Origin of the sequence: Winogradskyella costae, from assembly GCF_013403865.1 — a bacterium.
Taxonomy (GTDB): domain Bacteria; phylum Bacteroidota; class Bacteroidia; order Flavobacteriales; family Flavobacteriaceae; genus Winogradskyella; species Winogradskyella costae.
In genome coordinates, this window is sequence record NZ_JABFDK010000001.1 from 655,567 (window position 1) to 677,625 (window position 22,059).

Annotated in this window: 19 protein-coding genes; 16 read left to right on the forward strand and 3 right to left on the reverse strand. The window is 33.9% G+C overall.

Annotation, left to right across the window (positions count from 1 at the left end; translation table 11 throughout):
• Positions 1 to 48 precede the first annotated feature (48 nt).
• From HM986_RS02790 to HM986_RS02835, 10 genes are all read left to right on the forward strand, one after another.
• Positions 49 to 3,243, forward strand: coding sequence for a SusC/RagA family TonB-linked outer membrane protein (locus tag HM986_RS02790; RefSeq protein ID WP_179333552.1), 3,195 nt, complete (start codon positions 49 to 51; stop codon positions 3,241 to 3,243).
• 9 nt (positions 3,244 to 3,252) lie between these two features.
• Complete coding sequence (locus HM986_RS02795; protein ID WP_179333553.1) at positions 3,253 to 4,695, forward strand: SusD/RagB family nutrient-binding outer membrane lipoprotein; 1,443 nt, start codon at positions 3,253 to 3,255, stop codon at positions 4,693 to 4,695.
• Between the two features lie 6 nt (positions 4,696 to 4,701).
• The gene (locus tag HM986_RS02800) at positions 4,702 to 6,069 is read left to right on the forward strand and encodes a sodium:solute symporter family transporter (protein ID WP_179333554.1); all 1,368 of its coding nucleotides are present in this window, start codon (positions 4,702 to 4,704) and stop codon (positions 6,067 to 6,069) included.
• A gap of 40 nt (positions 6,070 to 6,109) precedes the next feature.
• Positions 6,110 to 6,937 carry a metallophosphoesterase family protein gene (locus HM986_RS02805; RefSeq protein ID WP_179333555.1) on the forward strand — a complete coding sequence of 276 codons (828 nt, stop codon included), beginning with the start codon at positions 6,110 to 6,112 and terminating at the stop codon, positions 6,935 to 6,937.
• Positions 6,938 to 6,967: 30 nt separating this feature from the next.
• Complete coding sequence (locus tag HM986_RS02810; protein ID WP_179333556.1) at positions 6,968 to 7,462, forward strand: rhodanese-like domain-containing protein; 495 nt, start codon at positions 6,968 to 6,970, stop codon at positions 7,460 to 7,462.
• On the forward strand, positions 7,455 to 8,084 hold the full coding sequence (locus HM986_RS02815; RefSeq protein ID WP_179333557.1) for a TIGR04282 family arsenosugar biosynthesis glycosyltransferase: 630 nt from the start codon (positions 7,455 to 7,457) through the stop codon (positions 8,082 to 8,084). The genes HM986_RS02810 and HM986_RS02815 overlap by 8 nt, the downstream gene beginning before the upstream one ends.
• Positions 8,077 to 8,889 carry a purine-nucleoside phosphorylase gene (locus HM986_RS02820; protein WP_179333558.1) on the forward strand — a complete coding sequence of 271 codons (813 nt, stop codon included), beginning with the start codon at positions 8,077 to 8,079 and terminating at the stop codon, positions 8,887 to 8,889. Before HM986_RS02815 ends, HM986_RS02820 begins: the two co-directional genes overlap by 8 nt.
• 67 nt (positions 8,890 to 8,956) lie before the next feature.
• A complete protein-coding gene (locus tag HM986_RS02825) occupies positions 8,957 to 9,865 on the forward strand; it encodes a sterol desaturase family protein (RefSeq protein WP_179333559.1) in 909 nt (302 codons plus the stop codon).
• A 26-nt stretch (positions 9,866 to 9,891) separates the two neighbouring features.
• Positions 9,892 to 10,698 (forward strand): DUF547 domain-containing protein, encoded by an 807-nt coding sequence (locus HM986_RS02830; protein WP_179333560.1) that lies wholly within the window; start codon positions 9,892 to 9,894, stop codon positions 10,696 to 10,698.
• A gap of 32 nt (positions 10,699 to 10,730) precedes the next feature.
• On the forward strand, positions 10,731 to 11,498 hold the full coding sequence (locus HM986_RS02835) for a TIGR04283 family arsenosugar biosynthesis glycosyltransferase (protein ID WP_179333561.1): 768 nt from the start codon (positions 10,731 to 10,733) through the stop codon (positions 11,496 to 11,498).
• On the opposite strand, the gene HM986_RS02840 is transcribed toward HM986_RS02835, so the two are convergent.
• The gene (locus HM986_RS02840; RefSeq protein ID WP_179333562.1) at positions 11,499 to 12,230 is read right to left on the reverse strand and encodes a metallophosphoesterase family protein; all 732 of its coding nucleotides are present in this window, start codon (positions 12,228 to 12,230) and stop codon (positions 11,499 to 11,501) included.
• A gap of 181 nt (positions 12,231 to 12,411) precedes the next feature.
• On the opposite strand from HM986_RS02840, the gene HM986_RS02845 reads away from it, so the two are divergent.
• Positions 12,412 to 13,941, forward strand: coding sequence for a carboxypeptidase-like regulatory domain-containing protein (locus HM986_RS02845; protein ID WP_179333563.1), 1,530 nt, complete (start codon positions 12,412 to 12,414; stop codon positions 13,939 to 13,941).
• An 18-nt stretch (positions 13,942 to 13,959) separates the two neighbouring features.
• Here HM986_RS02845 and HM986_RS02850 read toward each other — a convergent pair whose 3' ends face one another.
• The gene (locus HM986_RS02850; protein WP_179333564.1) at positions 13,960 to 14,967 is read right to left on the reverse strand and encodes a glycoside hydrolase family 113; all 1,008 of its coding nucleotides are present in this window, start codon (positions 14,965 to 14,967) and stop codon (positions 13,960 to 13,962) included.
• A 96-nt stretch (positions 14,968 to 15,063) separates the two neighbouring features.
• Here HM986_RS02850 and HM986_RS02855 point away from each other — a divergent pair, with 96 nt between their 5' ends.
• From HM986_RS02855 to HM986_RS02875, 5 genes are read left to right on the forward strand one after another with little or no spacing between them, the layout of a single operon-like run.
• A complete protein-coding gene (locus HM986_RS02855; RefSeq protein ID WP_179333565.1) occupies positions 15,064 to 16,413 on the forward strand; it encodes an NAD(P)/FAD-dependent oxidoreductase in 1,350 nt (449 codons plus the stop codon).
• A 39-nt stretch (positions 16,414 to 16,452) separates the two neighbouring features.
• Positions 16,453 to 18,033, forward strand: coding sequence for a 4Fe-4S binding protein (locus HM986_RS02860; RefSeq protein ID WP_179333566.1), 1,581 nt, complete (start codon positions 16,453 to 16,455; stop codon positions 18,031 to 18,033).
• 32 nt (positions 18,034 to 18,065) lie between these two features.
• The gene (locus HM986_RS02865; RefSeq protein ID WP_179333567.1) at positions 18,066 to 18,758 is read left to right on the forward strand and encodes a glycosyltransferase family 2 protein; all 693 of its coding nucleotides are present in this window, start codon (positions 18,066 to 18,068) and stop codon (positions 18,756 to 18,758) included.
• Positions 18,755 to 20,245 carry a cellulose synthase family protein gene (locus HM986_RS02870; RefSeq protein ID WP_179333568.1) on the forward strand — a complete coding sequence of 497 codons (1,491 nt, stop codon included), beginning with the start codon at positions 18,755 to 18,757 and terminating at the stop codon, positions 20,243 to 20,245. Before HM986_RS02865 ends, HM986_RS02870 begins: the two co-directional genes overlap by 4 nt.
• Positions 20,242 to 21,615 carry a mannosyltransferase gene (locus HM986_RS02875; RefSeq protein WP_317167307.1) on the forward strand — a complete coding sequence of 458 codons (1,374 nt, stop codon included), beginning with the start codon at positions 20,242 to 20,244 and terminating at the stop codon, positions 21,613 to 21,615. The genes HM986_RS02870 and HM986_RS02875 overlap by 4 nt, the downstream gene beginning before the upstream one ends.
• Before the next feature lie 30 nt (positions 21,616 to 21,645).
• Here the strand turns inward: HM986_RS02875 and HM986_RS02880 are convergent, their stop codons facing one another.
• The gene (locus HM986_RS02880; protein WP_179333569.1) at positions 21,646 to 22,017 is read right to left on the reverse strand and encodes a hypothetical protein; all 372 of its coding nucleotides are present in this window, start codon (positions 22,015 to 22,017) and stop codon (positions 21,646 to 21,648) included.
• Positions 22,018 to 22,059: the final 42 nt, after the last annotated feature.

Consider the following 22,059-nt stretch of genomic DNA (forward strand, 5'->3'; position numbering starts at 1 on the left):
CTAAATAATCTCAAATTTTAAAAAACAGCCACGTTTTGTGGTCTACATATGAAGCACATTTACTTATGCTTACTGTTATGCTTTTGCTTTTTCAGTAATGCCCAAATTACAATTACCGGAACAATTACTGATGCTAGTTCAAAAACACCTTTGCCCTTTGTTAATATCACATCTAATTCAGGACGAGGAACGACCTCAAGCGATGATGGCACCTACACAATAGTCGCTAATTCAACTACGGATAAACTCACCTACTCATTTTTAGGCTTTAAAACACAAACTATTGAGGTAGCAAATCAAACAATTATCAATATTGAATTGCAAGAAGATTCTGCTGCTTTAGATGAAGTCGTAATTACCGCACTAGGTTTAGAACGCGATACCAAAGAATTAGGTTATGCTGTCCAAGCCATTTCTTCTAAAAAATTAACGGAAGTAAAAACAGTTAATTTTTTAGACAACTTACAAGGTAAATTAGCTGGAGTGACGGTTACACAGGGAGCAACTGGTGTTGGTTCGTCTTCTAAAATTACGATTAGAGGCGAAGCTTCCTTTTCTAACAACAACCCTTTATTTGTGGTTGATGGTGTGCCAATAAACAACGAAACCGTTTTTAACTTCACCAATGAAGCTGCTGCTGGATTTCAAGAAATTGATTTTGGAAATGGCGGCATGGAAGTGAATGCTGATGATATTGGCTCTGTAACCGTTTTAAAAGGACCAAGTGCTGCTGCATTATATGGCACAAGAGCATCTAATGGTGTTATTGTTATTGAAACCAAAAACGGAAAAAACAAAAGAGGTTTAGGTATTAGTTTTAATTCCTCGCTTTTTGTGGACACTGCTTTTAGGTTGCCCGGTTTTCAAAATTCTTACGGTCAAGGTAATTCTGGTCAGTTTGAATATGGTGACGGTCTTGGTGGTGGTATCAATGATAATATCACCTATTCTTGGGGACCACGCTTAGATGCTGGACTTTTAATTCCACAATTTGATAGTCGTGTGCAATTATCAAACGGTACTTTTGTGAGAGGCGGAGACACGGCACTTTATAACGGTTTAGACATTACTGCGACACCTTTTGTTTCTCATCCAGATAACTTGAAAGATTTTTATGAAACTGGAGTTACAACCATTAATAATATTTCAGTTTCTAATGGGTTCGATTCTGGAAATTACCGATTATCTTTTACCGATTTGAGAAGTGAATCTATTATTCCTGGTGTTAATTTAGACCGACAAACCATTTCTGCTAAATTAAACTTTCGACCAAGTGACAATACCGAAATCAATTCATCTTTCAGTTATATAAATTCTAATAGTGACAATAGACCATCCAATGGTTACGGAAGTGAAAACGCGAATTACTCTTTAGTTGCCTGGGGACCACGCTCTTTAAATATAGAAAACTTAAAAAATTATTGGCAACCTGGTTTAGAAGGCACACAACAATACTCGTTTAATTACACGTTTTTTGATAATCCGTATTTCATTCTAAATGAAAACACAAATTCCTTTAATCGCGACCGTATTTTTGGAAATTTATCCATTAAACAAGAGCTGACTAAAAATTTAAGTGTTTCTCTTAGAACAGGAATGGATTACAGCACCGAAACTAGACAATTACGAAGAGCCTACAGCAGTAATCGTTTTAGTAATGGTGCATATGCAGAACACGATGTAATGTTTAGAGAAGTGAATACCGATTTTTTAATCAACTATAAAAATCAGTTTAATAATATTTCTGTAGATGTGTTTTTAGGTGGAAATAGATTGAACCAAATCGCAACCACTAAACAATCACAAACGGTTAGTTTGGCACAACCCGGAATTTACAATTTAAACAATGCAGCTTCACCTATTGAAGTCTTTCAATTTGAAAGTGAAAAGCGTATCAATTCATTTTATGGTATTACAAAACTGGGTTATAAAGACTTTTTATTCTTAGATATTACAGGACGGAATGATTGGTCTAGTGCATTAGCCACACCTTTTTCGGTAGATGGCACTTCGTTTTTCTACCCTTCTATCTCTTCAAGTTTTATTTTATCTAATGTTGTAGAATTACCAAATGCTGTATCGTTTGCAAAACTGAGAGCGAGTGTGGCACAAGTTGGAAACGACACAAGTGCTTACCAAACTTCTGGTGCTTTTGTATCACAAACCCCTTACAATAGCCAACCTACGTTTAGCGACCAAGACTTTATTCCCAATGCCAATTTAAAACCAGAAAGCACCACCTCTTATGAGTTTGGTACAGATTTACGATTTTTAGATAATAGACTACGATTCGATTTTACGTATTACAATGCCAATACAAAGGACCAAATTATTTCTTTACCTGTTGCCATTTCTTCTGGTTACAGCCAACAAGTAGTTAATGGCGGAAATGTAAACACACAAGGTGTAGAAATTGTTTTAGGGATTACACCAATTCAAACGGATAACTTCAATTGGAATAGCACGTTTAACTTCGCCACTAATCGCTCTGTTATTAAAAACTTACCTCAATCGGACGGAAGACTAACCTTGGCTTACAGCAGAATTTATGACAGTGCAAATCAAACCGTTTGGTTTCAAGTAGAAGAAGGTGGACGTGTTGGTGATTTCTACGGAACAGGTTATCAAAAAAATGATAATGGAGAATTTTTAATTGATGATAATGGTAACTATATAGCTGATGATAATTTAAAAAAATTAGGAAATTCTAATTCCGATTTCACATTAGGATGGAGCAATAATTTCAATTATAAAAATTGGAATATGAGCTTTTTATTCGATTGGAGACAAGGAGGCGAAATCGTTTCTAGAACACGTGCCTTAGGAAATGTTGGTGGTCAACTAGCTGAAACGAGTTACCGACCAGATGCCGGAATTGTTGCACAAGGTATCAATGTAAATACTGGACAAGCAAATACCGTTGCGATTACTGCAGAAAGTTATTACCGTCAATTTTATGATAGAAATCACGAAGAAAATAATGTTTATGACGCTTCCTTTTTGAAGCTACGCCAATTCGCTATTGGCTATACTTTTGATATAAAAGATGGATTTTTAGGTTTGAAAGAAGGTGCTGACATTAGTCTTTCCTTAGTTGGAAACAACTTATTTGCCATAACCGAAAATCCGCATTTTGACCCAGAACAATTAGCCGTTCAAGGCAATGGATTTGTAAGTGGTGTTGAAGACATGAGTTATGCTACAACACGAAGTATTGGTTTTAAAGCCGGATTTAATTTTTAAAAAAGCAACATGAAAAATTTGACATATATATTTTCTGTTTTATTTATTGCAACAACGATGAGTTGTACCAAAGATTTTGAAAACATAAATACCAACCCAAACCAACCAAGTTCGGTCCAACCATGTTTGTTGCTAAGACAGGTTATTTACGATTTTGGAGAAAACATGAGCTACGAAGGCTTTGTTGCTGGCGATTTATTAGCACAACATAGAACCGCTTTAGATTTCAATTTATTTGATAGACATGCTTTAAAATCACCACAATTAGGAGGTAATCCTTGGCCAATTTTTTATACCAATTTAAGAGATAATGAGATTATACTAAATCAAGCTAGAACAACAGAAACCTTTGCTGTTTACGAAGGTCCTGCTTTAATTCTTAAGGCTTATATGGCTGCTGGTTTGACGGATTTATTTGGAGACGTTCCCTATTTTGAAGCGTTCAATGGTGTTGAAGGCACCGTAACACCAGCATACGATTCACAAGAAGACATCTATCTTAATGAAAACGGTATATTAGATAATTTAGATAAAGGTATTGCGGCAATTGAAGCCTATACTGATGTAATTCCATTGGAAGGCGATATTTTATTTGATGGCAATTTAGAGGCTTGGATAAAATTTGCGAATGCTTTAAAAATTAAACATTTGGTTCGTATTTCAGATAAAATAGATGTTTCTAGTGATTTACAATCCCTTTTTGATGAAGGTAATTATATCACTTCAAACAGCGAAAATGCTATTTTCAATTTTACCAACACAGACCCAAACAGTTTTAGATTAGCACAATTACGAATTGGAGATTTCAACAATTTTGTATTGTCCGAAACTATGGAAGATATTTTAATTGGCTTGAATGACACGAGACTTTCAAGTTTATTTCGTCGGTTTTCAAATTCAAATACTAATGAATTTAATGGTTTGCTAAATGGAATCGATGCTTCCACTACCTCTATTGCTTTAGCAGATTATTCTTTAGCAAGTACGACTTTCAGAGAAGATACTTCAACTTTAGATGCTAATTTTATAACCGCTTGGGAAGTACAATTTGCCTTAGCCGAAGCGGCTGCCAAAGGTATTATTTCTGCAGATGCACAAATATTATACAACGCTGGAGTTACGTTAGCGTTTGAGTATTGGAACACGGAACTACCTACAGATTACCTCTCTGGTCCTGCCGCTTATGATGCTATTGGTGCAAATCCGATGGAACAAATTTTAACACAGAAATGGATAGCCAATGTCATTAATGGTTACGAAGGTTGGATAGAATACCGGAGAACTGGCTTCCCTGAATTGCAAACGATTTCAGCAAGTTTAAACAACGATTTAATTCCGATAAGAATGCCTTATCCTGCAGAAGAAGCCGCTTTAAATTTTGAAAATTACAGTGTTGCAACCAACGCAACCGACAACAATAGTATAAACGTGCCAGTTTGGTGGAATGAATAATGGAATATGGATATAATTAACTGGCAATGGACATTGATAATTGCATCGAGTTTACTACTCTTTATATTATCGCCATTAGCAAAGACAACAGAAGAATTTTTTAAGGCGGTTCATAAAAGGAAAGCACCAAACAGCTTAGTGCTTACTGGAAGCCTTATTATTTCTTGGATTTTTGCCAAGAGCATTACCAATGCAGCCAATTTAGGTTTAAGCTTTGGTATTGTTGGAGGCGTTGCTTATGCTGGATATTATGTATCGTTTGCTGTCGCTGGTTTACTAATTTACAAAATGCGCGTTGTTGGCGGATTTAAAAGTATTCATCAATTTTTAACCACCAAATTTGGAAAAGGAGCTATGGCTTTGTTTTCAATTTTAATTGCTATTCGTTTATTTAATGAAGTCTGGAGTAATACCATGGTTATTGGTAGTTATTTTGGTGAAACAGGAAGTTCTAACTATTACAAAGCCATAATAGTTTTCACCATATTGACATTAGCTTATGCGATAAAAGGCGGTTTGAGTAGTTCTATTTTTACTGATGTGATTCAGATGGTATTATTTAGTATTCTACTTATGGTAATTCTATGGAATATCTTTTCAATAGACACTTTTAGCGTTACTGATGTCGTTACTTCTGGGACTTGGAGTTTTGAGTTAGGTTTAAACCTTTTCTTCGCTGCCATTATTCAATCGTTTAGTTATCCGTTTCACGACCCAGTTTTAACCGATAGAGCCTTTATTAGTTCACCCAAAGTCACGCGTAAAAGTTTTTTATGGGCAAGTTTATTAGGTGCGATTTGCATTATACTATTTAGCGTCATTGGTGTTTATGCGCAAACCCAAGGTTTTAAAGGACAAGCAGCCGTAGAAGTTGGTAAAGCTTTTGGAGTGGTTATTTTATTAGTCATTAATTTTATAATGATAACCTCAGCAGCATCCACTCTAGACTCAACATTTTCATCCTTTTCAAAATTATTAGCGATTGATTTAGGCATGGTTAACGATTTAACTTTTGGAAGAGCATCTATGGCTGCCATAGCGATTTTAGGCACACTACCTGTTTTTCTTGAAGCCGAAATTTTATCAGCAACCACCATATCTGGCACCATGGTTATTGGTTTAACACCCATCTTTCTCTTTTGGAATATTAAAGTACCCAAAATGAGTTTCTATTTAAGTGTTATTACCGGATTAGTATTTGGATTTACCCTGGTTTTTAATGTGTTTCCGGAAGCCTTAATTTTTACAAAAGGTAAGTATGCTGATTTACTTTGGGTGAATATTTGGGGAATTTTAAGCTGTAATATTTTATATTTCATACCGAAATGGTTAGCATCGAAAAACATCGTATTAAAAACAAGTTCTGTTTCATAAATTACACAAAAAATAAATTTTCACTTTAACGTGAAACACTATGAATAAAAATATAACAAACATCGGGACCTTAACTGGTAAAGTACTACTCTTTGGTGGTGTTTACAGCAACCTTCAAGCGCTTGAAGCACTAATTGCCGTGGCAGAATCTGAAGGTATTCCACCTGAAAACTGTATCTGTACTGGTGATATTATTGGCTATTGTGCCCAACCAGAAGAAACCATGCAAACCTTTAAAAACTGGAATGCTAAAAGCATTGTTGGTAATGTAGAAATACAATTACGTGATGATGAAGACGATTGCGGTTGCGATTTTACAGAAGGGTCGCGATGCGATGGTTTTTCGCAACAATGGTATCCGTATGCTAAGAGTAAATTGTCTAAAGATTCTCTTAACTATCTTGAAACGATTCCAGATCATATAAAATTCACAATTGGGAATCAGGAGGTCACTGTCGTACACGGTTCGTATTTTAATGTTTCAGAATTTATTTTTAAGTCGACACCTTGGGCTACTAAACACTCTAATTTTGAAGCTACAGAAAGCGATATTATTATTGCTGGTCATTGCGGTTTACCATTTATAGATGAACAAAATAATACATCTTGGATAAACCCAGGTGTGATAGGTATGCCCGCCAATGATGGAAAACCGAATGTTTGGTTTGCTGTTTTAGATGATTTGGTAAAACCGTTACAGGTAAATTTTCGTAAGTTAAATTATAACCATACGCTCACCAATAAATTAATGTTAAACGGATTATTGCCAGAATCTTATGCAAAAACAATCGTTTCGGGCATTTGGGATAACATGGAAATTTTACCTGAAGCCGAAAAACAGCAACAAGGAAAAGCACTAGAGTTGTAAGGTATATCAAATAATTTATACTAATTAGACATGCGAAATCTCTTTATTTTATCTTTTTTGCTCTTAAGTTTCTTTGGAAATAGCCAAGAAACTCTTCAAGAGTTATTAAAAACTCATAATAAAGAACGCATTCCTTATATTTCTGTTCAAGAATTGGCCATGCCGAAGACGGATGCTATTTTATTGGATGCTCGAGAGATTAAAGAATACAATGTAAGTCACATTCCAAATTCAACGTATGTTGGCTATGATAATTTCGATTTAGATACCGTTATAAAGTCATTTCCTGATACTTCAAAAACGATAGTTATCTATTGTTCTGTTGGCATAAGGTCCGAAGTGATTGCTGAGCAGCTTAAAAAGGAAGGTTACAATAACGTATTCAACTTATTTGGTGGTATTTTTGAATGGAAGAACAACAATTTACCTCTGTTAAACTCAGAAGGAAATGAAACAGAACACGTACACACTTTCTCTAAAGATTGGAGTAAGTGGTTATTAAAAGGCATTAAAATCTATGAATAAATCACTTGTTATTGTGTTTGTCAAAAACATAAAATTAGGAACTGTAAAAACGAGACTTGCTAAAACTATTGGAGATTTTGGTGCATTTGAAGTTTATACGGAACTCGTAAAAATCACAGAAAAAGCAACCGAACGATTAGACATAGATAAACGTATTTATTTTTCTAATGCCATTGTAGATCATCAATGGGAAGGTGAACTTAAAGCAGTGCAACATGGAGCTGATTTAGGTGAACGTATGCTCAATGCCTTTAAAGAAGGGTTTGAGGCTGGTTATGAAAAAATAGTTTTAGTAGGTTCTGATTTACCAGATATAGATGTCGCTCACATAAAAAATGGATTAAATGCCTTAACTATTAATGAAGTTGTTTTTGGTCCGGCAGAAGATGGTGGGTATTATCTAGTGGGCATGTCTAAACTGAATGCCGAAATTTTTATCAATAAGCCATGGAGTCAACCAAATTTATTACAATTAACGTTACAGGAGTTACAGAGTAATCAAATTTCAGTTAGTACCTTAGAGACTTTAAATGATATTGACACTTATGAAGACCTAATTGCTTCAGAATTTTATAAATCAAACATCAAATTACAAGAAAAAATACAGCAACTCAATGATTAAATTAATTACAGAAAGCACAGAATACTTACAAAGCAAAGGTTTTGAAAAGCCAGAAATCGGTATCATTTTAGGTACAGGATTAGGTCAACTAATTAATGAAATTGAAATTTTAGCCGAAGCAAGTTATAATCACATTCCAAACTTTCCTACGGCAACCGTAGAGTTTCATAAAGGCAAACTTATTTATGGCCTTTTAGAAGGTAAAAAGGTGGTTGTTATGCAAGGTCGTTTTCATGTGTATGAAGGCTACACATTGCAAGATGTAACATTTCCTGTGAGAATTATGGAGAAGCTTGGTATTAAAACGCTATTAGTTTCTAATGCTGCTGGCGCCGTAAACTTAGATTTCAAAAAAGGGGAATTAATGCTCATTGATGATCATATTAATCTTCAAGGAGGTTCGCCTTTAGCTTTTAAAGGAGTTTCAGAATTAGGAGAACGTTTTACAGATATGAGTGCGCCTTATGATGCAGACATAAATTCAAAATTCGAAAGTATTGCGAAAGCGCATAATATAACTTTACACAAAGGGGTTTACACGAGTGTGGTTGGTCCTCAACTAGAAACACGTGCCGAATATCGCATGTTAAAGATTATAGGATCTGATGCTGTTGGTATGAGTACAGTACCAGAAATTATTGTGGCTAATCATTTAAATCTAAAAGTCGCTGCCGTTTCTGTTTTAACAGACGAGTGCGATCCGGAAAATTTAAAACCCGTTGATATTTCTGAAATTATTGCCATGGCCGGAAAGGCAGAACCAGATATGATTACGTTGTTTAAAGAATTGATAAAAAGTTTGTAAGCTCTCACGAACTTTAACAACAAAAGGGTAAACAACTTAAGTTTCTCATTTTTTTTAGAGAACTAACATGGATAAATATATAGACCTCATATTAAATTCTTATTCCGGATATTGGAATTATCTAAAATATGAACTCATTGATTTGTATCACTGGGACAATTATTTTTATGGTCTTGTACTTATTTCTGTTATAGTGTGGATTTTAGAAATTGCCTTTCCATGGCGTAAAGAGCAAGCTTTATTTAGACAAGATTTTTGGTTAGATACGTTTTATATGTTCTTTAATTTCTTTCTATTGAACCTCATTGTTTTTATTGCTTTAACTAATACTGTTGAAGCCTTATTTAATGATGTTTTAGGATTAGTAGGGTTATCTGTTTCTAGTTTTCAATTATTTGATGTAGACGAATTACCAAGGTGGCTAGGTCTTTTTATCTTTTTTATAGTTTCTGATTTTGTGCAATGGAATACACACCGCCTTTTACACCGTTTTGAGTGGCTTTGGAATTTTCATAAAGTGCATCACAGTATAAAAGAAATGGGATTTGCCGGGCACTTGCGTTACCATTGGATGGAGCCGGTAATGTATAAATCATTACTCTATATTCCTATAGCGATTATTGGTGGTTTTGATGCACAAGACGTTGCTATTGTACATTTTTTCAGTATTGCTGTTGGCCATTTAAACCATGCCAATCTGGGGTGGGATTACGGTATTTTAAAATATATTTTTAATAATCCTAAAATGCACATTTGGCATCACGTTAAAGAATTACCAAAAGGAGAACGTTTTGGAGTTAACTTTGGTATTACACTTAGTATTTGGGATTACCTTTTTAAAACAGATTACATTCCGCATGACGGCAGAGATATTGAACTAGGATTTGAAGATGATGATATTTTCCCTAAAGATTTTATTGGTCAATCTGTATATCCTGCATTTTCAAAGAAACGAGCATCTAAAACCTCGATATAAATTACCTTTATAAAATTAAATAACATATGAAATATTTATCAGCTTTAATAATTATTATGCTTTTTGCTACTCCGACTTCAGGTGCACAAAATGCCACTCAAGACATCATTAATCCGGCAGAAGGAGGTTCAGATATTTTCGATATAGGAACGACGTATGGAGCGCGCATTACTAAAATGAGTTATACAGAAGCTTTTGACCATACAATCTTCAATTCATTGTTAAAAAAACACGTTTCAGAAAATGGAAACGTCAATTATAAGGGTATAAAAAGTGATTCTAAAAAATTACAAAGTTATATTGACATAATAAAATCACATCAACCTAACGATGATTGGTCTAAAAATGATAAACTCGCCTATTGGATAAACGCCTACAACGCTTTAACCATAGATTTAATTCTTAGAAATTACCCAACAAAAAGTATAAAAGACATTAAAGATCCTTGGGATCAACGTCTTTGGAAAGTGGGTAATACTTGGCAAAATTTAAATGATATTGAACATAAAATACTTAGAGAAATGGATGAGCCTAGAATCCATTTTGCTATCGTTTGTGCTTCTGTATCGTGTCCTAAACTTCAGAATACAGCATTTACAGCTTCAAATTTAGACGAACAATTAACGAATGCTACAAAAGAATTTTTGGCTGACACCTCTAAGAATGAACTTTCAAAAGACAACATAAAAATTTCAAAAATATTTAAATGGTTTAAAAATGATTTTGAAAAAAATGGAAGTTTAATTGATTTCCTAAATCAATATTCGGACGTTACTATTTCAGAATCTGCTAAAAAAAGCTACACCGATTATAATTGGAATTTAAATGAATAAAACTACGATCATTAATTTATCGTAAGTAATATATGATTAGTATAATTATTCCTGTTTTAAATGAAGCCGACAGTATTGGTCATTTGTTAACGCATATAATTGTGAATTCTACTTCTGATAATATTACTGAGGTTATAGTCGTGGATGGCGGAAGTACAGACGAAACAGAAAAAGTAGTTTCTAATTTTATTACTGCAAATAATGCCAAACCATCAGATCCAAATGTCGTTGTACTCGATACTGCATTTTTAAGAGAACATCTTATTCGTACAAATGTAAAATTAGTTTCGTCTAATCGCGGAAGAGCAAAACAAATGAATACTGGGGCAAAACATGCCCAAGGAGACATTTTACACTTCCTTCACGCCGATTCTTTTCCTCCTAAAAATTTTGACCAACTTATTATTAACGAAGTCCAAAAAGGTAACCAAGCAGGTTGCTTTAGAATGCGGTTTGACAGCAACCATTGGTGGCTACGTTTAGCAAGTTGGTTAACCCAATTTTCTTGGCGTGCTTGCAGAGGCGGCGATCAAAGTCAGTTTATAACTAAAGCACTATTTGATGAGGTTGGTGGTTATAATGAAAACTATATTATATACGAAGACAACATGTTGATTAATGAACTCTATGCTCGGAAGCAGTTTGTGGTTATTAATAAAAAGTTGACCACCTCAGCACGACTTTATCGTAAACATGGGATTTGGAAACTACAACTTCATTTTTGGACCATTTATGTAAAAAAGTGGTTTGGTGCGTCTGCGGAGGAATTATTAGCTTATTATAAGAAGCACATCTGTTAACTACTTCTTATTTCGTCCCAATTCATCAGGATACAAATCCATTACCTTATCACTTTGAAAAACTTCTTTTGTATTAATATCAATTGCAGATAATTTTCCTGTAAACGTTGCGCCTGTATCTACATTCCAAACGTTACCACAATTCATCGGTTGGTCTTCACTAAAATTAATTGTTGGCGTATGACCTATATAAATTTCAGAATAATGTTTTAAACGACTTGGATAAAGGACTGAATTTTGTTTCATAGTTTTATCCATAGTCAATGCCATTTCCCAAAGCGTTCTATCAAAATAAAAATTTTCTTTATGTAACTCGTTTTCTACTCCTTTCATAGAAGTAAAACCAGCATGCACAAACAATCGGTTTTCAGTATCTAGATGATATAAGGGCATTCTTTCAAAAAAATCGAGATGCATTAATTTTTGGTCTTTAGAAAACCCTTCATAACTCTCAATGGTTTCCTTGCCTCCATGTTTAAACCAAACGTCGTTTATAATACCCGAAGCCAACCATTGCTCACACCAAACATCATGATTTCCTTTCATAAAAATGCAGGTGTTTGTTTTAGACAATTCAATTAAATACTGAATAACTTGTGCTGCGTCACTCCAACCATCAACATAATCTCCTAAAAAAATTAACGAATCCTCAGAGTCCACCTTTGCTCTATCTATAATTTGAGTTAAACCTCTTAAACCTCCATGAATATCTCCAATAGCTAATGTTCTCATACCTTCATTTTTCATCAAAGCTAAAACTTAATTTCTAATAAATACGCTCTAAAAATAAATTCTTAATTTTTCGTAAAGGTGTTAAACTTAGTATAAAACTTACTTAACAAAAGATTAAATTGGCACTACAAACCCTGATAATCACATACTTTGGCAGCAATTAACCAACCAATACATCATCATGAAAATCAATCAAATCATCGTTGCTATGACATTATTTGTTGTGGCAGCGTCCCACGGACAGCAAACATTTACTTCAACTCTCTTAGATAAAAACACGGAGGCACCAATTCCTTTTGCGACCATTCAGTTTAATTCAAAAGCAGGAGTCATTAGTAATGATAACGGTGAATTCAACATCACTATTAATCGCGCTATTGTAGAAACCGATTCGCTAATGATAAGTTGTTTAGGTTATGAAGAAAAGCGAGTTCCCCTTTTTCACTTTAACAACTCCCCTATTTATTTAAAATCTAAAACTGTGGATTTGTCGGAAGTGTTAGTCACCAACAAAACTTTCACCGTCGATGAAATTTTAGACAAAATAAAAGAAGGCTTAACTGTGAATTACGATTATAGTTATCATAAACGAAAGCTATTTTATAGAACATCTTATTACAATCTAATGGACAAGTATGATATTAACTTAGAAAAATCAACAATACCAGAATTTAATCAGCAATTTATTGATAGCCTCCTTCAAATTATGCCTAAAACCAATAGCAGTCATACTGAAATTTTAGGTGAAATCTATGGTGAAATTGACCCTAAAGCCTATCAAAAAATGGACATTTTAAAAGCCTGCCATTTATATGATAAATCTAAAGACATTAACTTAGATAATTATGAAAAGCGCTTTAACGATATCTTTAAAAAGTATGTAAAACGCGATTCGTATTTTAAAATAAAATCGGGTTGGTTAAGCGTAAAAGAAGAAATAGATTTGTCATTATTTGGCGATGCTAACGTAAAAGAGAAGGTCGCAACTGATGCTTTACTTGCCGAACAACAAAAAAAAGATTCTATACGCAAAATTGGCTTTTTTCATTGGCGAAAAATAATGATTCATAATTTTGAGAACAACAATTTTATTGATGATGATAATGACCTCAACTTCATTCATAAATCTAGACGTTACGAATTTGAAATTGCAGATTATGCGTATATCAATGATATGTTTGTGTATGTCATTGCCTTTAAACCCAAACGAAGCGAAGACTTTTCTGGAACCATGTATGTTAATACTGAAGATTTTGCAGTTGTTAGAGTTGATTACAAAAATGTAAAGCCACTTAGTAAGTTTTCTCTCTTGGGTATCTCAATGAAAAAGTACCTAAAAGAAGGCACTATTATTTTTCAAAAAAATAATAATGAAAAATACACTTTAAAATATAGAGATGAATCTTTAGGAGAACAAGTAGGCATAAAACGCCCTATAAAAATTGTTGAAAAGAACAAAAACGTAAGAGGAAGGCGCAAACAAAATGAACTAAAAGGCGATATCCATTTTATCGTTAGAAATATTGAAAAAACAGAACTTATAGTTTTTGAAACTGATGCAATTTCTGAATCTGTTTTTAAGAATTTCAAAGAAAAATCACAGGTGACACCCACACAATTAAATCAATATGATCCTGAGTTTTGGAAAGGCTATAATATCATAGAGCCTAATAAAGCTATAAAAGACTTTAAGGTTCTTGCAGGTGAATAAGCTGTAATATGACCGTCACTATTTTTTATAATAGTGTGCTTTTATAATTTGCTCTACAGGCTTATTTTGTGGCGTAAATTGGTTGTCTTCCAAACCACCAACCTTATGGTGGTCTATAAACCATTTCCATAAGTATCCACCAGCAAACCAATCTTCTTGCCACACCGCATCGAATAAGGCTTGGGTAGCGTTGTTTTGTGCCGTTAGATTTACAGAAGTCATAGAGCGATCATAACGCCAAGGCTCTTTACCAGAATAATCGACGCTTCTATACCCAAACTCTGTAAACAAAATCGGTCGATCCAATTTTTCGGAAAAGGCCTTTAACCCCGGCTTATGTTTTTCCCAACCCTTTATACAATCCTCAATCGTTGGAGTTTGCATATCACTCACCGGAAAATAAGCATCTATGCCTACGAAATCTAATTCTGACCAAAAAGGCGTGGTCCAAAATTCATCCCAATTGGCAGCATAGGTTAGATTCCCTGTATAGACTTTTCTAATTTTCTTTATTAATTGATGCCAATACTGTGGTCTATTTTTTATAAATGCCTCAAGCTCTGTTCCAATACAAAATACTTCCACATTTAATTCTTCTGCCAATTCAGCATATTCTATCACAAAATCGGTATATGACGATTCTAACAATTGCCAATCGGCTTCAGAAGACGCTTTTAAAAAACCTGTGAATTCTCCATGAGAAATCCATAGTTGCGGTTTCACCATGACGTTAATACCTTCCTTATGAAGCGCATCGATATACTGCCCCGCTCCAGACCGTGTTTCGCCAAACCATTGACGCTTTGTATTATGGACTATTTCAGGGTGATTGATATCTCTAATAAATCCAAAAGGCATTACGGCAGCTGCATTGGCATTTATATTCACTATCGGTTTCACATGTGACGAATCTACGACACCTCTAGAAGCAACAAAACTAACTCCGTTAATTTTGGAAGATTGATGCGGAACTGCAGCACAACGTACAAATAGGATACTTAAAAGGAAATAGAAAAAATAGCGCATACTCCAAATTTATGTCTAAATTTAAAAAAAATCGACTAATAGATTAAGGTTTTAACAAAAGCTTCGACCTATAGTCCATATCAACAATCTAATCATATGGAACACATCGTTATTATTGGCAACGGCATATCTGGCGTCACCCTTGCGAGACACGTAAGAAAATTATCTGACAAGAAAATAACTATCGTCTCTGCCGAAACCGATTATTTCTTCTCTCGTACAGCATTAATGTACGTTTATATGGGGCATATGAAATTTAAACATACCCAACCTTATGAAAATTGGTTTTGGAAAAAAAACAGAATTGAATTAAAAAAAGGATACGTAAAGCAAATTGAAACAGAAGATAAAATGCTTCATTTTGCCGAAGGAGACACGCTTCAATACGATAAACTAATTATCGCAACAGGAAGTAAACCTAATAAATTTGGCTGGCCAGGACAAGATTTAAACGGAGTTATGGGCATGTACCACAAACAAGATTTAGAATCTTTAGAGACCTACGCTCCCAATAATGAGGTGTGTAAACGTGCCGTGATTGTTGGTGGGGGATTAATAGGTATTGAATTAGCTGAAATGCTCAATAGCAGAAAGATACCTGTAACATTCCTTGTTAGAGAAGACAGCTTTTGGAATGGTGTATTGCCTAAAGGCGAGAGTGAAATGATTAACGAGCACATTAAAAACCATCATATCGATCTACGCCTTGCTACAAATCTTAAAGCCATTAACTCAGACGAGCACGGCAATGTTAAATCGGTTATTATTGAAGAAACAGGAGAAGAATTAGAATGCAACGTGGTTGGATTAACCGCTGGTGTTGCACCAAATGTTGATTTTTTAAGAGATTCTGGCATTGAAATAGGTCGTGGAGTAAAAGTGAATCGTTTTTTAGAAACAAACATTCCAGATGTATATGCTATTGGTGATTGTGCCGAACAACACGAAGCTATTGGAAACAGAAGACCAATAGAAGCCGTTTGGTATACTGGCCGTATGATGGGAGAAACCTTAGCGCAAACGATTTGTGATAATAAAACAGAATACAAACCAGGTCATTGGTTTAATTCTGCTAAATTCTTAGATATCGAATATCAAACCTATGGTTGGGTATTTGCAGAACGGGGACGACCAGAATACGAGCAGCATTTTCATTGGAGACATGCCAAAGAAAATATTTGTATTACAGTTGCTTTTCATAAAGATAGTAATGAATTTTTAGGCATCAATACGTTTGGAATTAGAATGCGTCACGAAATTTTCGATAAGTGGTTAACCGAAAAAAGAGATGTAGATTATGTGATGAGTCATTTAAAAGATGCCAACTTCGATCCTGAATTTTTCAAAACTTATGAAAACGATATTCTAACACAATACAACAACACATTTAACACCAATCTTACTGCACATAAAAAGAGTTGGAAACGCATTTTTAGCAAGGTCTAATTTTAACTTTTTCAATTCAACAAAACACAATACATATACATGAAAGCAATAAAAACTATAGGATTGGTAATTTTCTTAATTGGATTGGCCATTTTCACAGCTTTACCACTATTAGGAACTTACAACTTAAATGAAGCAGATTTTAATACTATCGTAAAAGAACAGAATATAAAGAGTGACGTTTTTATAAACGAATTAAAGTCAAATATTATTGGTACCGACTTTAATGGAATGCAAACCCTATCACCTAAAATATCCGAAGCCTTAAATAATGCAAACGAATCGCATATAAAAAATAAGGAATGGGATAAAAAAATCTATACTAGCTCTAGTGATATGGCAGCTGTAATTGGTAAGAAATCGGCTAACGGATTTATTGCTAATAACAAAGGCTTCATGTGGTTTCTTACTTTTGGTTTAGGTATTATTGGTGCCTTAATGTTTATTTTACCAAACGTTATTTTATTAGGTAAGAAAGGTATTAAAAACGATGGTGTCTACCATGAAAGCGCGACTAATCGTGGTTGGATTGGCTGGATGGTTTTCATCTTTTTGGTGTCATTTTATTTAGTGCTTTATTTTGCATCAGAATACGCAACCAATTGGACGCTTATAGTTGATCCTATAAGTGAATCATTAAGTGGAAATCCTGCAGGACATTGGTTTGTGTACGGCTTTATGTATTGTACCGTAATGACCGTAATGGCCGTTAGAATGTATATAAAATACCGTCACAATATCTATCAAGTATTTAGAACGACTTCTGTTTTATTTTTTCAAATTGTATTTGCATTTCTTATTCCAGAAATTATGGTAAGACTGCAAATGCCTTACTACGATTTTAAAAATGCTTTTCCTTTAGATTATGATTTCTTTTTTCAATGGAATTTAAAAGATCTCATTAATAATGGAGGTATCGGAATTTTCATCTTGGTTTGGGGGATCGTTCTAACTTTAATTGTTGTACCTGTAATGGTTTATTTCTTTGGAAAGCGCTGGTATTGTTCTTGGGTTTGTGGTTGTGGTGGTTTAGCTGAAACACTTGGTGATCCCTACAGGCAACACTCTGATAAATCATTATTTGCATGGAAAGTAGAACGTTATTTAATTCATGCTGTTTTACTATTTGTTTTAATAATGACAGGTATGACTCTATATAGTTTCTTTACTGAAACAGGCACTGTTTTAGGCATAAAAACAGCAACCGTTCAAAGTATCTATAGTTTAGTGATTGGTTCAATTTTTGCAGGAGTTATTGGTACAGGCTTCTATCCTATTTTTGGAAATAGAGTTTGGTGCCGTTTTGGTTGTCCATTGGCAGCTTATTTAGGATTTGTTCAACGTTTTAAATCTCGATTTAGAATTACAACTAATGGTGGCCAGTGTATTTCTTGTGGTAATTGTTCTACCTATTGCGAACAAGGTATTGATGTAAGAGCATATGCTCAAAAAGGCGAAAATATTATACGCTCTAGTTGTGTCGGCTGTGGTATTTGTTCTGCTGTTTGCCCAAGAGGTGTTTTAAAATTAGAGAATGGACCAGAAAAAGGACGTATTAACCCTACTGAAATTCTTCTAGGAAACGATGTTGACTTAATGGATTTAGTAAATCAGAAATAAGAAAGTTATTTTTACACTTTGAAACGCACTAAATGCCCAATATAAAAGTTATTATTCCTGCCTATAATGAAGAAGCGTCTATTCCTCTTGTAGTTAAAGATGTTCCCTCTATAGTCAGTGAAATTATTGTAGTTAGTAATAATTCTACCGATAATACCGAAATTAATGCCAAAAATGCAGGTGCAACGGTTTTAATTGAAAATAGAAAAGGCTATGGTTATGCATGCTTAAAAGGCATGGATTATATTTCAAAATCAGAAAAAAAACCAGATATTATTGTTTTTTTAGATGGTGATTACAGTGATTACCCCGAAGAATTAACTAAAATCATCCAACCAATCCTAGAAGATAATGTTGATTTTGTGGTTGGTGCTCGTGTTAAAAAATTACGAGAAGAAGGTTCTATGACGCTACCACAAATATTTGGTAATTGGCTAGCAACAAACCTAATGTCCTTATTATTTCGTTCAACATTTACAGATTTAGGACCTTTTAGAGCAATTAAATACAAGACGCTTTTAGGCTTAAACATGGAAGACAAAACCTATGGTTGGACGGTAGAGATGCAGCTTAAGGTTTTAAAACAAAAATTAAGCTATAGAGAAATCCCTGTTAATTACAGAAACAGAATAGGTGTCTCAAAAGTTTCAGGTACGATAAAAGGTGCTATCTTTGCAGGCATAAAAATCCTAGGTTGGATTTTTAAATATAGTTTTAAAGAATGATTCTCGAATCAATTATTATTGTCATTTACACCATTGCCATTGTACTAATATTTATGTATGCTTTGGCGCAACTCAATCTACTTTACAATTATTTGTCTTCAAAAAAGACAAGGAAAGATTGCGAAACCTTTGATTTTTCAAATCCTGAAGAAATCCCTTTGGTGACCATTCAACTTCCTGTTTTTAATGAAATGTATGTAATGGAGCGCTTATTAGATAATATTGCTCTGTTAGAATACCCTAAAGACAAATTAGAAATTCAGGTATTAGATGATTCCACAGATGAGACCATCGCAACTACAAAAGCGCATGTAGATCAGTTAGCAAAAACAGGCTTAGATATTACACATATTACTAGGACAGACCGAAGTGGTTTTAAAGCTGGTGCGCTCAAAGAAGGCTTAAAAATTGCAAAAGGTGAATATATTGCCATTTTTGATGCAGATTTTTTACCACAACCTAACTGGCTAAAACGTACTATTCCTTATTTTAAAAATGAAAAGATTGGCGTTGTTCAGACACGATGGGGACATATCAACAGAGACTACTCTTTACTTACTAAAATCCAAGCCTTTGCTTTAGACGCTCATTTTACTTTAGAGCAAGTAGGGCGAAACAGTAAAGGGCACTTTATTAACTTTAATGGTACAGCTGGCGTATGGCGTAAAACCTGTATTATCGATGCTGGAAACTGGGAAGGAGATACACTTACTGAAGATTTAGATTTAAGTTATAGAGCACAATTAAATAACTGGGAGTTTAAATATTTGGAAGATGTTGAGACTCCTGCAGAACTACCTGTAGTTATTAGTGCAGCACGTTCTCAACAATTCCGATGGAATAAAGGAGGGGCTGAAAACTTTAGAAAAATGCTTTGGCGTGTTTTAAAATCTGATAATATTTCTACAAAAACAAAGGTTCACGGTTTACTTCATTTATTAAATAGCACAATGTTCTTAAGCATATTTACGGTTGCTATTTTAAGTATTCCAATGCTGTATATAAAGAACGAATATGACCACTTAAGAAACTACTTTTATATTATGAGTTTCTTTGTAATGAGTACCATAATTTTCTTTGTATGTTATTGGTTTATGTATCGCAGCATTTATGGTAGTGGTTTTAAGAAATTCTTTAATTATATAGGGATGTTTTTCACGTTCTTCTCTATAGCTATGGGCTTTTCGCTTCATAATTCTATTGCTGTAATTGAAGGACATATTGGAAAACGTAGTGAATTTGTAAGAACACCAAAATTCAACATTAGTACGATTAGAGATTCATGGAAAGGCAATAAATACATCATGAAAAAGATGTCACCTCATGTGATCATCGAAGGTATTTTAATGCTTTATTTTGCGTTTGGTATGTACAGTGCTTTTGTTGTTGGAGACCAAGGTGGTGATTTTGGATTATTCCCGTTTCATTTAATGCTATTCATTGGCTTCGGTTATGTATTTTTTAAATCACTTAGCTCAAAAGTGTGATTGCTATTTGGAAATATCAAAAAATTCCATTTCTATTTTTTAGTTTTAGTTGTATTCTATATTTAGGGTTTGCTTACTCCATAACTCGAATTGAGACAACCAAACTTCTACTTTTATATCTTGCATTATTTGCATTTGCCTATAAAATCATTAAGACTTCTGGATTTAACTTTAAATTATTAGTTCTCTTTTCGATAGTCTTTAGGGTGTTATTGCTTTTTGCTATTCCGAATTTATCTCAAGATTTTTATCGATTTATATGGGATGGACGACTAATTCTTGAAGGTTTCAACCCCTATCTCTACACTCCGGATTCGTTTATTAAAAATGGCGTTTTTCCTATTGTTCAGGCTCAAGAATTATATAATGGTATGGGCAGTTTAAGCTCGTCCCATTATTCTAATTACCCTCCTTTAAATCAATTGTGCTTCGTTATTGCCAATCTATTTCCGGGTCAAAGTATTTTAAACTCTGTAATTGGTTTAAGATTGGTTATTATAGCCGCAGATATTGGAACGCTATACTTTGGAAAGAAACTTTTAGAACGCTTAAAATTACCTGCGAGTAGAATTTTTTGGTATATTTTAAATCCGTTTATTATAATTGAATTAACAGGAAACCTTCATTTTGAAGGAGTGATGATTTTCTTCTTAATAGTGGCATTATATTTATTACATTCTCGTAAATGGCAATGGGCTGCAGTGATTTTAGCTTGCTCTATTTCAGTGAAGCTAATCCCATTAATGTTGCTACCTCTATTCTTTTGGTGGTTTACTTCTACATCTAATCAGTTGAAAGGTCGAACTAAAAAATTAGGCCTCTTAAAATTAATCCTATTTTACACGATTACAATTGCTACAACACTGTTATTATTTTTACCATTCTTTTCAATGGAATTTGTAACAAATTACTCTAAAACAGTTGGGCTTTGGTTTGGCAATTTTGAATTTAATGCAAGTGTTTATTATCTTTTAAGAACAATTGGATATGCAATAACGGGCTATAATGAAATCGCTATAATAGGTAAAATTCTACCTCTAATTTCCGTCGTTATTATACTCGGATTTTCATTTTTAAGGCAGAACAATAGCATGTCCAAACTAACAACATCCATGCTGTTAGCACTAACATCCTATTTATTTTTAAGCACAACAGTACATCCCTGGTACATTGCGACATTAGTTATCTTAAGCATATTTACTAATTACAAATTCCCACTTGTTTGGTCCTTAGTCATTGTGTTAAGTTATTTAGCCTATTCTAATAGTACGTATTCCGAAAACCTCTGGGTCATAGCCTTAGAATATGCCATTATCGGATCCTATTTTATCTGGGAGGTTTTTATAAAAAAAAGACCACTAGTTTCCTAGCAGTCTATTTTTAGAAATTAAAGTATGTAGTTACACCTTTTTAACTTGCACTATTTTATAAGTTTCATATACTTCTGTATATCCATTTTCATCTACTTCTTCGAACTCTGTAATTTCGTAAGTAATTTCAAACCTTTTACCAACCATATCCTTAGATTTAAGATTTATGGACTTTAAAGCTGCTTCAGAAATATCAGCGAAATACACGGTTTCTTCACTGTCTTCATCATCTGAATCTTCGTTTATTAAAAAAGCATAACCATCGTCTGGATCGTAACCATCAAAAACACCCGTAGTTACTATTTTTAACTTTTCTTGAATATTTTCATTCGATATAGAAAATGCATTCGCGCTTAAAACCATTACCAGAAGCACAAATACTGTAATTTTTTTTGTATTCATTGCGTTTAATTTTTATGCTGAACGTTATCAGCATGTTTTAAA